Source organism: Sphingobium sp. FG11, assembly GCF_057809915.1.
Genome location: NZ_JBMDKW010000007.1, coordinates 24,760 through 36,854, shown reverse-complemented (window position 1 = coordinate 36,854; position 12,095 = coordinate 24,760). Strand labels below are relative to the sequence as shown.

Annotated in this window: 15 protein-coding genes; 6 read left to right on the top strand and 9 right to left on the bottom strand. The window is 63.8% G+C overall.

The genetic code is table 11. From position 1 onward, the window contains the following. Nucleotides 1-18: 18 nt before the first annotated feature. From ACODSN_RS07895 to coxB, 6 genes are all read right to left on the bottom strand, one after another. Nucleotides 19-849, bottom strand: a complete 831-nt coding sequence (locus ACODSN_RS07895; RefSeq protein ID WP_489054446.1) for a cytochrome c oxidase subunit 3 — start codon at nt 847-849, stop codon at nt 19-21. Between the two features lie 41 nt (nt 850-890). After that, nucleotides 891-1,466: a cytochrome c oxidase assembly protein gene (locus ACODSN_RS07890; protein ID WP_489054444.1), complete on the bottom strand. Its 576-nt coding sequence runs from the start codon at nt 1,464-1,466 to the stop codon at nt 891-893. After that, nucleotides 1,466-1,600 carry a hypothetical protein gene (locus ACODSN_RS07885; RefSeq protein ID WP_489054442.1) on the bottom strand — a complete coding sequence of 45 codons (135 nt, stop codon included), beginning with the start codon at nt 1,598-1,600 and terminating at the stop codon, nt 1,466-1,468. Before ACODSN_RS07885 ends, ACODSN_RS07890 begins: the two co-directional genes overlap by 1 nt. After that, entirely contained in the window at nt 1,597-2,517 is a 921-nt protein-coding gene (locus ACODSN_RS07880) for a heme o synthase (protein WP_489054440.1), read from the bottom strand. Before ACODSN_RS07880 ends, ACODSN_RS07885 begins: the two co-directional genes overlap by 4 nt. Nucleotides 2,518-2,628: 111 nt before the next feature. Continuing rightward, the gene (gene ctaD, locus ACODSN_RS07875) at nt 2,629-4,296 is read right to left on the bottom strand and encodes a cytochrome c oxidase subunit I (protein WP_489054438.1); all 1,668 of its coding nucleotides are present in this window, start codon (nt 4,294-4,296) and stop codon (nt 2,629-2,631) included. Between the two features lie 18 nt (nt 4,297-4,314). Continuing rightward, entirely contained in the window at nt 4,315-5,325 is a 1,011-nt protein-coding gene (gene coxB, locus ACODSN_RS07870; protein WP_489054437.1) for a cytochrome c oxidase subunit II, read from the bottom strand. Between the two features lie 282 nt (nt 5,326-5,607). Between coxB and pyrE the strand changes: the two genes are divergently transcribed. The 5 genes from pyrE to ACODSN_RS07845 all read left to right on the top strand — a co-directional run bounded on the left by pyrE (nt 5,608) and on the right by ACODSN_RS07845 (nt 9,362). After that, nucleotides 5,608-6,189: an orotate phosphoribosyltransferase gene (pyrE, locus tag ACODSN_RS07865; protein ID WP_489054658.1), complete on the top strand. Its 582-nt coding sequence runs from the start codon at nt 5,608-5,610 to the stop codon at nt 6,187-6,189. Further along, nucleotides 6,189-6,917: a pyridoxine 5'-phosphate synthase gene (locus ACODSN_RS07860; RefSeq protein WP_489054435.1), complete on the top strand. Its 729-nt coding sequence runs from the start codon at nt 6,189-6,191 to the stop codon at nt 6,915-6,917. Before pyrE ends, ACODSN_RS07860 begins: the two co-directional genes overlap by 1 nt. Continuing rightward, complete coding sequence (acpS, locus tag ACODSN_RS07855; RefSeq protein WP_489054433.1) at nt 6,914-7,315, top strand: holo-ACP synthase; 402 nt, start codon at nt 6,914-6,916, stop codon at nt 7,313-7,315. The genes ACODSN_RS07860 and acpS overlap by 4 nt, the downstream gene beginning before the upstream one ends. Before the next feature lie 43 nt (nt 7,316-7,358). Next, complete coding sequence (gene lepB, locus ACODSN_RS07850) at nt 7,359-8,255, top strand: signal peptidase I (RefSeq protein ID WP_489054432.1); 897 nt, start codon at nt 7,359-7,361, stop codon at nt 8,253-8,255. Nucleotides 8,256-8,318: 63 nt separating this feature from the next. After that, entirely contained in the window at nt 8,319-9,362 is a 1,044-nt protein-coding gene (locus ACODSN_RS07845) for an AI-2E family transporter (RefSeq protein ID WP_489054656.1), read from the top strand. A gap of 47 nt (nt 9,363-9,409) precedes the next feature. Here ACODSN_RS07845 and ACODSN_RS07840 read toward each other — a convergent pair whose 3' ends face one another. The 3 genes from ACODSN_RS07840 to ACODSN_RS07830 form a co-directional block, all read right to left on the bottom strand. Then, the gene (locus ACODSN_RS07840) at nt 9,410-9,973 is read right to left on the bottom strand and encodes an FKBP-type peptidyl-prolyl cis-trans isomerase (protein ID WP_489054430.1); all 564 of its coding nucleotides are present in this window, start codon (nt 9,971-9,973) and stop codon (nt 9,410-9,412) included. Nucleotides 9,974-10,052: 79 nt separating this feature from the next. Continuing rightward, complete coding sequence (gene rpsU, locus ACODSN_RS07835; protein ID WP_004208618.1) at nt 10,053-10,259, bottom strand: 30S ribosomal protein S21; 207 nt, start codon at nt 10,257-10,259, stop codon at nt 10,053-10,055. A gap of 190 nt (nt 10,260-10,449) precedes the next feature. Beyond that, nucleotides 10,450-11,391, bottom strand: coding sequence for a toll/interleukin-1 receptor domain-containing protein (locus tag ACODSN_RS07830; protein ID WP_489054426.1), 942 nt, complete (start codon nt 11,389-11,391; stop codon nt 10,450-10,452). Here ACODSN_RS07830 and ACODSN_RS07825 point away from each other — a divergent pair. Further along, nucleotides 11,390-12,076, top strand: coding sequence for a hypothetical protein (locus ACODSN_RS07825; protein ID WP_489054425.1), 687 nt, complete (start codon nt 11,390-11,392; stop codon nt 12,074-12,076). The two genes, ACODSN_RS07830 and ACODSN_RS07825, sit on opposite strands and share 2 nt — an antisense overlap. Nucleotides 12,077-12,095 lie beyond the last annotated feature (19 nt).

The following is a 12,095-nucleotide window of genomic DNA, read 5'->3' as shown; positions in this document are numbered from 1 at the left end:
ATCAGAGGCTTTCCGGCCTCAGCCGCCGTGCAGCGGCGCGCCCCAGCCACCCCAGACATATATGGCGACGAACAGGAACAGCCACACCACGTCGACGAAGTGCCAATACCAGGCAGCCGCTTCGAACCCGAAATGCTGGCGGGGGGTGAAGTCGCCCTTATAGGTGCGGACCAGGTTCACGATCAGGAAGATCGTGCCGACGATGACGTGGAAACCGTGGAAGCCGGTCGCCATGTAGAAACCCGAGCTGTAGGGCGTCTTGCCGAACGGGAACGGCGCGTGAATATATTCATAGGCCTGGATCGAGGAGAAGAGCAGGCCCAGGATGATGGTGCACCAAAGCCCTTTTTTCAGGCCTTCGCGATCACCATGGATCAGCGCATGATGCGCCCATGTCACGGTGGTGCCCGAACATAGCAGGATCAGCGTGTTGAGCAGCGGCAGTTCGAAGGCGTTCATCACCTCGATGCCCTTTGAAGGGAACATGCCCTCGATCGGCGCCAGGGCGCTTGGGAACAGCGAGAAATCGAAAAAGGCCCAGAACCAGCCGACGAAGAACATGACTTCCGACGCGATGAACAGGATCATGCCGTAGCGCAGATGAAGCTGCACCACCGGGGTATGATCGCCGGCATGCGCCTCTGTGATCACCTGCGCCCACCAGCTGTAGAAGGTGAACAATATGCCCGCCAGACCGATGAAGAACACCCAGCCGCCATGGGCGGGCAGCGCGTCGGGATGCATCCACATGATCGCGCCAAAGGCCATCACCAGCGCCGACATCGAGCCGAACAACGGCCAGATGCTGGGTGGCAGGATATGATAATCGTGGTTCTTGGCGCCGGCCATGACTTGCTCTTCCCTGTTCGGTTCGGGTTATCGTGTTCGCCTTAGCTTGGCTTCTTGCCCTGCTCAACAGGGTAGAAGGTGTAGCTCAGCGTAATTTCCTGGGTGTCCCGATTGTCGGGATCGTTCAAAATTTTGGGATCGACATAGTAGATTACGGGCATGCGTACCTGCTCGCCCGGTTGCAGGGTCTGCTGGGTGAAGCAGAAACACTGAATCTTGGTGAAAAACACCCCTGCCTGTTCCGGCGTCACGTTGAACGCCGCGGTGCCGGTGACGGGCTTGTCGGACATGTTCTTCGCCAGAAAAATCGCCATCTTCTTTTCGCCGATGGTGACCGTCTGGGTCGGATGTTCGGGCTGAAACTGCCAGGGCATGCCGGGCGCGATGTTCGAATCGAAACGGATCGACAGCTTGTGCCCGGTAGCGACCTTGACCCCCGCATTGTCGTAAGCGCGCTGCGGCGTGCCGCCATAGCCGGTCCGCTCGCAAAAGATGCGGTACAGCGGCACCGAGGCGAAACCGAGACCTAGCATCGCCAAGCCGACGATCGCCATCATGATCATCGTACGCTGATTGCGCCGGTTGCGATCGAACGGGGATGGCGGCAGGCTGGCCATCAGGCGTGGCCCGCGCTGATCTTTGCGATCGCGATGGCAAAAAAGAGGATCACCAGCGCGCCGAGCAACAGGCCCGTCACGAGCGCGCGCGATTTCTGCCGCGCCCGCACCTGTTCCAGTTCCTCGGGCGTCACGCGAACACCCACCGATCGGCGACAACCGCACCAAATAGCAGGAAAAGATAGAGGATCGAATATTTGAACAAGCGCCGCTCCGGGGCCATGCACGCGGGATCGCTTTCCCGCCGACGATAGACCTGGAAGGCGAACAGCGCGAACAGCGCCGTGCCCAAAAACGCCACCGTTCCATAAAGCGGGCCGGTCAGGCGCAACAGCACGGGGGCCATCGCCGCCACCGCCATAATCGCCGTGTAGAACCAGATCTGCCGCCGCGTGACGACTTCACCGGACACGACGGGCAGCATGGGGATGCCAGCAGCCGCATAATCGGTCTTCACGAACAGGGCGAGCGACCAGAAATGCGGCGGCGTCCAGAAAAAGGTCAGCATGAAGAGTGCAACGGGAAGCGCGGACACATTGCCGGTCACGGCAGCCCAGCCGATTACCGGGGGAAATGCGCCAGCCGCCCCGCCAATGACGATATTCTGCGCCGTGCGGGGTTTGAGCCAGACCGTGTAGACGAGAACGTAGAACAGGATCGACACGGCCAGGATCGCCGCCGCCAGCCAGTTGGTTGCGGTGCCTAGCAATATGACCGAGAAGAAGGACAGACCGACGCCAAAATGCAGCGCTGCTTGCCGGTCCATGCGCCCTGCGGGCAGCGGGCGATTGGCGGTGCGCTTCATCTTCGCGTCGAGATCGGCCTCATACCATTGGTTGAGCGCGGCGGCGGCGCCGGCGCCGAGCGCGATACACAGGATCGCCGTGAACGCCAGCACCGGATGGATTGATCCGGGCGCGGCGAGCAGGCCGGCAAGGCCGGTATAGACGACCAGCGTCATCACCCGCGGTTTCGTCAATGCGACGAAATCCCGCCAATGGGCTGGCAGCAGGGGAGCCGCGCTCCCGGCCATGATCGGCGAACTTGCCATATGCTCCTCATGCGTCAGCCCGGCGCATGATCGCGCCGGGACTGATCATCCGGGACTTCGCCCGGAGGGCACTCCGGACCACCCGGAATGCCTGTCTTTACAGCAGCCCGATCAGTCGATGACCGGCAGCGTTTCGAACTGGTGGAACGGCGGCGGGCTGGGTAGGGTCCATTCCAGCGTCGTCGCGCCTTCGCCCCACGGATTGCCTTCCGCCTTCTTGCCGAAGGCCAGCGACCAGATCAGGTTGACGAAGAAGATCAGCATGCCGGCCGCCATGATCTCATAACCATGGCTGGCCACCGCGTTCCACTTCGCGAAGGCTTCGGGATAGTCCGGGTAACGACGGGGCATGCCCGACAGACCCAGGAAGTGCATCGGGAAGAACAGGATGTTCACGCCAACGAAGAACACCCAAAAGTGCAGATGCCCGAGGAACTCGTTGTACATCTTCCCCGACATTTTGGGGAACCAGTAGTAGAATCCCGCAAACAGGCCGAACACAGCACCGAGCGACAGCACGTAATGGAAGTGCGCCACGACATAATAGGTGTCATGCAGCACGTCATCGACGCCACCATTCGCCAGCACGACGCCAGTGACGCCACCCACGGTGAAGAGGAAGATGAAGCCGAGCGCCCACATCATCGGCGTCTTGTAGCTGATCGAACCGCCCCAGATCGTCGCGATCCACGAGAAAATCTTGATGCCGGTAGGCACCGCGATGATCATGGTCGCGGCGGTGAAGTACATCTTCACGTTGACGCTCATGCCGGTGACGAACATGTGGTGCGCCCACACGACAAAGCCGACGACGCCGATCGCGACCATGGCGTAGGCCATGCCGAGATAGCCGAACACGGGCTTGCGGCTGAAGGTCGACACGATCTGGCTGACGATGCCGAAGCCGGGCAGGATCATGATGTAGACTTCGGGGTGGCCGAAGAACCAGAAGAGATGCTGGTAGAGTTCAGGATCACCGCCACCGGCCGCGTCATAGAAGGTCGTGCCGAAATTGCGATCGGTCAGCAACATGGTGATGGCCGCGGCCAGAACCGGGAGCGCCAGCAGCAGCAGGAAGGCGGTGACCAGCACCGACCAGACGAACAGCGGCATCTTGTGCAGGGTCATGCCCGGCGCACGCATGTTGAGGATGGTGGTGATGAAGTTGATCGCGCCCAGAATCGAGCTGGCGCCCGCGATATGCAGCGACAGGATCGCCATATCGACGGCGGGACCGGCCGAACCGCTGGTCGAGAGCGGCGCATAGACCGTCCAGCCGGTGCCAGCGCCGTTGCCGGTGCCACCGGGGACGAAGGTCGAACCCAGAAGCAGGACAAAAGCGGGGATCAACAGCCAGAAGCTAACATTGTTCATGCGGGGGAAGGCCATGTCCGGCGCACCGATCATGATCGGCACGAACCAGTTGCCAAAACCGCCGATCATCGCCGGCATCACCATGAAGAACACCATGATGAGGCCATGAGCGGTGATGAGCACGTTCCACAGATGATAGGCCTGATCGAGCGTGGCGGTAGGACCGTCGCTCCATTGCGCCCAGGTCTGGAGATACTGGATACCCGGCTGCGCCAGTTCGGCGCGCATCAGGCCCGAGATAGCGCCGCCGATAATACCGGCGACGATCGCGAAGATCAGATAGAGGGTGCCGATGTCCTTATGGTTGGTGGACATGAACCAGCGCTGGAAAAAGGCCGGCTTGTGATCGGCGTCATGATGATCATGGGCATGGTCGCCATGATGGTCTGCGGTAATGGTGGTCATGGCGTATCTGCCCTTACATCAAAGCTTGGCGGCGGGGGCGGCGGGCGCAGCGGCCTCCGCAACAGGGGCAACAGCACCGGGCAGCTTGCCACCCTGCGAGAGCACCCACTGGTCGAACTGGGCAGGCGGCAGCGCCTCGACCGCGATCGGCATGAAGCCGTGGCGCGCGCCACACAGTTCCGAACATTGGCCGTAATAGACGCCCGGCTTTTCGATCGTGAAGCTCTTCTCGTTCAGGCGTCCGGGCACGGCGTCCATCTTCACCCAAAGCGAAGGCACGGCGAAGCTGTGGATCACGTCGGCGCCGGTGATGATCAGCTTGATCGGCCGGCCAGCCGGCAGCACCAGGCGATTATCGGGCGACAGCAGATAAGGCTCGCCATTTTCGGCGGCTTTTTCCTTGGTCTGCAAATTCGACACGAACTCCGGAATGCCCGCATCGGGATATTCATAACCCCAATACCACTGATAGCCGGTGACCTTGACGGTCAGCGCATCCTTGGGCGCGGGCTTATACTGGTCGGCGAGCAGTCCGATCGACGGGATCGCGATCAGCAGCAGGATAATCACCGGCACCACGGTCCAGATCACTTCGATCAGGGTGTTGTGCGACGTCTTGGACGGCACGGGATTGGCGCTGCGCCGGAATTTCCACATCGCGTAGAGCATCAGGATCAGCACGAAGATCGAGATCGCGAAGATGATGGGGACCAGCATCACATCGTGCAGCCAGCGGGCGGTGTGGCCCGTGGAGGTGAATTGCTTTTGAAGCGTATATTCGCCCGGCATCGGCATGCCGATGCCCAGGGTCGGCTTCATCCGGGGCGGCGCCGCCACCTTGGCAGCGGGCGCGGCCGCCGTTGCGGCAGGCGCAGCGGCGTTCGCGCTCGATTCGGCCGGCGCGGCGGCATTGCCCGCAGCGGTGGCCGCAGCAGCCACATTGTCCTGCGCCAGCGCCTGACTGTCCATCGCCATGGCCGGCGCAAAGGCCAGCAAACCAGCGAGAACGAGCGATTTCACCATTTTCATAAGCGTCTTCTTACCCCGTAACCCCTTGGCGCCGCTGCAACGAAGACGCGCGTCTGCGCGTCGCCCCCGCCCGGTCGGTCTGCGGCGGCTTATAGGCATGGTTTTTCGATGCCTCAAGCATCCTCGCGCAGATTTTCTTCGCTGTTGCAACGCCCGCCCCGCCCGCCTATCTGCCTCCGCGCGCACAGGGGCGCAAACAGGGGAGCCGGGATGGCCCGAACTCCTGGTGGCAGGCGATCATCGGCGATCAGGACGCCGGGGCGCGACTGGGATCGAAACGGTATGACCGACGAAGAGGTATTGGCGGATTTCAGGGCGGCGGGGGCGCTGCTCGAAGGACATTTCATCCTGTCGTCGGGTCGGCGCAGCGCCAATTATCTGCAATGCGCCCGCGTGCTGATGAATGCCGAGCGCGCCGGTCGGCTGGCTCGCGCCATCGTACAGAAATTGCCGCGCGAACTGCGTGCTGAGATCGATCTCGTCGTCTCGCCGGCGATGGGCGGCCTCATCATTGGGCATGAAGTCGGCCGCGCGCTGGACAAGGACGCGGTCTTCCTCGAACGCCCCGAGGGTATTTTCGAACTGCGCCGGGGCTTTGCGATCACGCCGGGTCAGAAGGTGCTGATGGTCGAGGATGTGGTCACGACCGGCCTGTCCTCTCGCCAGGCGATCGAAGCGGTCGCGCAGGCGGACGGGATCGTCATCGCCGAAGCGGCGCTGGTCGATCGGTCGGCGGGCGAGGTCGATCTGGGCGTCCCCTTCTACCCGCTCGTCAGCATCAACTTCCCTGTCTATGACGCAGACGATCTGCCCCCCGAACTGGCCGCCGTTCCCGCCGAAAAGCCCGGAAGCCGGAAGGCCTGATGACCAACCCCCTGCGCCTAGGGGTCAATATCGACCATGTGGCGACCATCCGCAATGCGCGCGGGGGCGTGCATCCCGATCCCGTCAAGGCGGCGCTGCTGGCGGCGAAGGCCGGAGCGGACGGCATCACCGCGCATCTGCGGGAGGATCGGCGCCATATTCGCGACGAGGATATCGCGACGCTGATGGCGGCGCTCAATGTACCGCTCAATCTGGAAATGGCGGCTACGCAGGAAATGCTGGAGATCGCGCTGCGCCACCGGCCCCATGCGGTGTGCCTGGTGCCCGAAAAGCGGGAGGAGCGCACGACCGAGGGCGGTCTCGACGCCGCCGGGCAGGAGGACCGCCTGGCGCCGCTGATCGCGCGGCTGAACGACGCGGGAATCAGGGTCAGCCTGTTCATCGAGCCGGACGTGCGGCAGGTCGATGCCGCGATCCGGCTGAAGGCGCCGGTGGTCGAATTTCACACGGGCCGCTATGCCGAACTGGATGGCGCGGCCCGAGCCGATGAGTTGCGGCGCATCGCCGACGCGGCGGCGCTGGCGACCAAGAACGGGATCGAGCCGCACGCCGGCCACGGCCTGACTTATGGCAATGTCGGCCCGGTCGCGGCGATCCCGCAGGTCGCAGAACTCAATATCGGCCATTTCCTGATCGGCGAGGCGATCTTCGACGGGCTGGAGGGCGCGATCCGCGCAATGCGGCGGCAGATGGATCTGGCGCGGTGATCGTCGGGCTTGGCTCCGACCTCTGCAATATCGAGCGGATCCAGAACTCGCTCGACCGCTTCGGCGAACGTTTCGAACGGCGCGTATTCACCGATGTCGAGCAGGCGAAGGCCAATCGCCGCCCCTTCACGAAGGCGGGCACGCTCGCCAAACGCTTCGCCGCCAAGGAGGCTTTTTCCAAGGCGGTCGGGACCGGCTTTCGCGCCGGCGTGTTCATGCGCGACATCGGCGTCGTCAACGCGCCGTCGGGCGCGCCCACATTGGCGCTGACCGGCGGCGCGCTGTCGCGGCTGGAAGCGCTGGTTCCGGCGGGGCATAGGCCGGTCATTCACCTGACGCTCACCGACGATCATCCATGGGCACAGGCCTTCGTCATCATCGAGGCGCTGCCGCTGTGAGGATGGACTGTCCCGCGCCGATCTTTCAAGCGAGCAATAACCTATGCCGGCAGCCGACATGACCCCGGATTCCGCGCCCGATCAGGACCCGGTTGCACCCGCCGTGTCGCAGGGTGAGGGCATGCGATCCGTCAACTGGTTGCAGGAGGCGAAAAGCATCGTCCTGCTGGTCCTGGCGGTGCTCGCTTTCCACAGCTTCGTCGCCAAGCCCTTCTACATCCCCAGCGAATCGATGATGCCGGTGCTGTTGAAGGGCGACCGGCTGGTGGTCAGCAAATTCCCCTATGGCTGGTCCTATGTGTCGCCCAGTTTCCACCCCCTGTCCTTCATCAAGGGCCGGCTGTTCGGACACCTGCCCGAGCGCGGCGACATCGTCATCCTGTCGCCCCCCAACCGGCGCGAGGATTATATCAAGCGGGTGATCGGGTTGCCGGGCGACATATTGGAAGTGCGCGGCGGGCAGATCATCCTCAACGGTGTGGCCGTGCCGCAAAAGACGTTGAAGCCGCTACGTATCCCGGTGGACGGCAATGCGCCCTGCCCGGCGGCGCAATTCCCCGGCGCGCGCATCACGGGCGCGGACGGCAAGGAGATATGCGAACTGCCGATCAAGCAGGAGGTGCTGCCCAATGGCAAAACCTATCTGACGATCGATACCGGGCCGACCGCGCTCGACTGGTATGGTCCCGTCCGCGTGCCGGAAGACCATGTTTTCCTGATGGGTGACAATCGCGACAATAGCGCCGACAGCCGCGCGCCGCTGGAGGAAAATGGCCTGGGCGGACCCGTGCCGTGGGAGGCGATCGGCGGGCGGGCCGAATTCATCACCTTCTCGCTGGACGGCGATGCGGGCTGGAATCCTCTGAGCTGGTTCCATTCGCTGCGGAGCGGCCGCGCCGGGAACAGCCTGCGCCCGGCGAGCGTTACACCCGCGAAATAAACGATGAGCGAGGAACGGGTGAGCGACAAGCAAGTGCATATCGAGGAACCCGGCCCCAGCGAGATGCGCAGCGCGCTCGTCGCGCATGAGATGAAGCGGGCGGGCGTATGGATCGCGATGGGTATCGCCGTCGCTCTGGTCGTCCTGCTGGCCCAGCCGATCCTGCTCATCATGGCGGCGCTCGTCCTGGCGACGATGATGGACGGCGGCACGCGCCTGATGGGGCGGATCGCCCCGATTGGCCGGGGATGGCGGCTGACGATCGTCCTGCTCGCGGTGCTGGCCTTCCTCGTCTATACTTTATACCTCACCGGCTCCAGCCTCGCGGCGCAGGCGCAGGCGATGCGGGTCATCGTCGAAGCGCAGGTCAGCCGGATCGGTGGCTGGCTCCAGCAGCTGGGCGTGACCACCACCCCCGAAGATTTCAAGAGCCTGGCGACGCAGGCGATGAGTTCGCTGGGCCGCGTCACCGCTGCCGTCGGTACGGTCGTGGGCGTCATCACCAGCGGGGTCATGATGCTGGTGCTGGCGATCTTCATCGCGGTCGAACCCAAGCTTTACGAGCGCGGCGTCGCCTGGATGCTGCCGATGAGCAAGCGGACCAGCTTTTATGTCGTCGCGGACCGCATGGGCTGGACGCTGCGCCGGCTGATGTTCGGCCGGCTGATCGGCATGACGGTGGAGGGCGTGGGCGTGTGGCTGCTGCTGTGGGCCGGCGGCGTGCCGATGGCGGCGCTGCTCGGCATATTGACCGGCCTGTTCGCCTTCCTGCCCAATATCGGGGCGATCATCTCCGGTGTGCTCATCATTCTCGTCGGCTTTTCCGGCGGCACGAGCATCGGTCTCTATGCGCTGGGCGTGTATCTGGTCGTACAGATCATCGACGGCTATCTGATCGTGCCGATGGTGGCCAAGCGCGCCACCGATCTGGCCCCCGCCCTGGTGCTGGGCGCCCAGATATTGTTCGGCGCCTTGTTCGGGATATTGGGGCTGTTCCTTGCCGACCCGATCGTGGCGATGATCAAGGTCTATCTGGAGGAGCGCTCCAAGGCGCTGGAGGCCGGGCGCGGCGACAGTCTTCTATCCCGCGAAAGCGCTCAGGCATAAAAAAAGGACCCGCCGGGCGGGTCCTTTTTTCTATCAGCTGCGATGGATCAGCGGCCCGGCATTGGCATCGGCGCGCCACCCTGCTGCTGCATCATCTGCTGCATCCGCATGATGTCGGCCTTCGACTTGAAGTCGTGCAGCTCGACGTCGAACACCAGCACCGAATTGGCCGGGATCGGGCCAGCGGCCTGTTCGCCATAACCAAGCTGCGGCGGGATCCACAGGCGGTACTTGCCGCCCTTCTTCATTTTCTGAAGACCTTCGGAGAACCCCGGCACTACGCCGTCGATCGGCATGGCGGTCTGCGGATTCGCATCGAAGGTCGTACCGTCGAGCAAGGTGCCTTTATAGCCGACCAGCGCTACATCGGTCGGCGTGGGATTAGGCCCTACGCCGTCCTGAAGCACCTTATACTGAAGCCCTGACGCGGTCGTCACGACGCCCGCCTCCCGGCCATTATGCACGAGGAAGCTGGCTGGCGACGGCTCGATGCCACGCTGTCCAGCCCAAGCCAGGCCGCCCGCTGCGAGCGCCACGGCGGCGACACCAATCCAGAGGCGCGACAGCGACCCTTTGGCGATGGGTCGAAGGGGAACGGCCGTCGTGGACATGGCTAGGCGCCTCGATAGGAAGGTCGGATAGGATCAGGAAGCTCGACAACCGAAGCGACAGGCGCTCCGGGCAGGCTTCTTAACGAACGCCGTCGCGCTCGGCGCGCTTGCGCTCCAGCTTGCGCGCACGGCGCACGGCCGCCGCTTTCTCACGGGCGCGCTTTTCCGAAGGCTTCTCATAATGACGGCGCAGCTTCATTTCGCGATACACGCCCTCGCGCTGCAACTTCTTCTTGAGCGCGCGCAAGGCCTGGTCGACATTGTTGTCGCGAACGATGATTTGCATAACCCAGTCAATCTCCAGTCGAAAACGGGCGGTGCGCCGGACGATCAATATCCCTGTCCGACGGGCCAACCGAATATCATAAAGCTGATTCGTCGCAGGTCGCCCTACGCCGTGTGGGGCGCGCCCTATCAGCAGAGTCGCGCCAGTTCAACCCAAAAGCCGTCTCCGCCGGTGGCGATGCGCCCGGCCGTTATCGCGCGCAGTCGCCGCCGCCCTTGCCCAGCAGGTCGGCCTGCCTGCGTATTTCCTGCGCTGCCGTCTGCGCCAGCCAGGCGCGCCTTTCCGCCTTGTCGGCATTTTCCTCCGCCAGTTTGCGCGCCGCCTGCGCCTCGTTGCGCTGCTGCACCGCCATCCGCGCGTAAGTCACCGCCGCGATCGACAGGCCGCTCAGCAGGATGATGAGCAGGAAGGCAAAGGCGCCCAGCCCCGCCGCAATCCGCCGCGCCCGCCGCTGGTCCCGGCGAAACAGCGCTGCATAGGATGTGCCGAGCAGCCCGGCGATCAGCTTGAGCTTGACGATTCGCCGATCATTTTTCTGAAGATCGGGCGCGAGCGGTTCGAGCGGCTTGTCCGGGTCCAGCTCCCCCGCCGGATCGAGTGCGAAGAGCAGCGGCCGGGGAAAACATTCCTGCTCCGGGTCGCCCGGCTTGCCCGCAGCGATGACCGCAAAGACCGGCGCGCCGGGATTAAGCCGCTTGAAGGTGCGGATTTCCTTGTCCACCCAGATCGAACGCGCCGATGCGGGCGAGCAAATCACGATGAGGGCGTCGGACCGTTCGAGCGCGCCTTCCAGCTTGGGTCCCAGCTCGGATGCGCCGGGCAATTCATCCTCATCGCGAAATATCGGACGCAACCGGGCGGGGATCGACCCACGGTCGCCCAATGTCCCGACCAGCCCGGCCGGCACGCGATAATTTTCGATCGCGCGGTGAAGCCAGCGCGCGAAGGCGATGTCCGCATGGCTATAACTGATGAAGGCGGCATAGCGCCCGCTGCCAAGCCCGCCAACGAGGCTAGTCAGTTGTTTTTGCGCGAATCCCGCCAGCTCGACCCCGCCAGACAGGACTGGCTTTCCGAGCGCTGCGGCGGTATCCACGGGAGCGGAAAATATCTTGCCGAGGGGATTTGACATGAAACGCACGATCCTAGCCGCGAGCCTGATTGCCGGCGCGGCCGCAGGCCATCCCGTCAGTGGCTTTGCGCAGGCAGGAAATCCCCCGGCCAGCGTGCCGCAACCGGCCGCCGCCGCTCCCGCCGTCACCTCGGCCGATCTGTTTGCCCAAGCCATCGCCGCGCGACAGGTGGCGGATTTCGCCCGGCGCGAGCGTGACCCCTATGCGATGCTGACCGCCGCGCGCATGCTGAAGCAGGTGCCGGTGACCGATGGCGAAGGCAGCACCGATGCTGCGGCCTTTTCCCCCGACAGCCTGTTCGCGGAGGCCAAGGCGCTGGCCCGCGACGACCAGCCATTGTTGTTGCAGATTCGCCTGTCTCAATCGGCTTCGGGCCGGGGCGTGATGGCGTCGGCGTTCGGCAAGGGGCTGGTGCGCCGCGTGCTCGACGTCAATCCGCGCAACGCCTACCGCTTCAACGTCACCGCCAGGGGTGGCGAACCGCTGCGGATCGGCGCGATCGGCGATATCGGCACGAGCATGTATATCCGCCTGACCGATCTGTCGGGCAAGCAATTGTGCCTCGACGACAATGCCGACTATGCGCCGGTCTGCGCGGTGACACCGCGCGCGTCGGGCAATGTCCGGGTGGACATCGGCAATAAAAGCGGCGCGCGCAGCCGCACGGTCGTTTTGAGTAATTAAAACCAGCAGGCCGGGCATT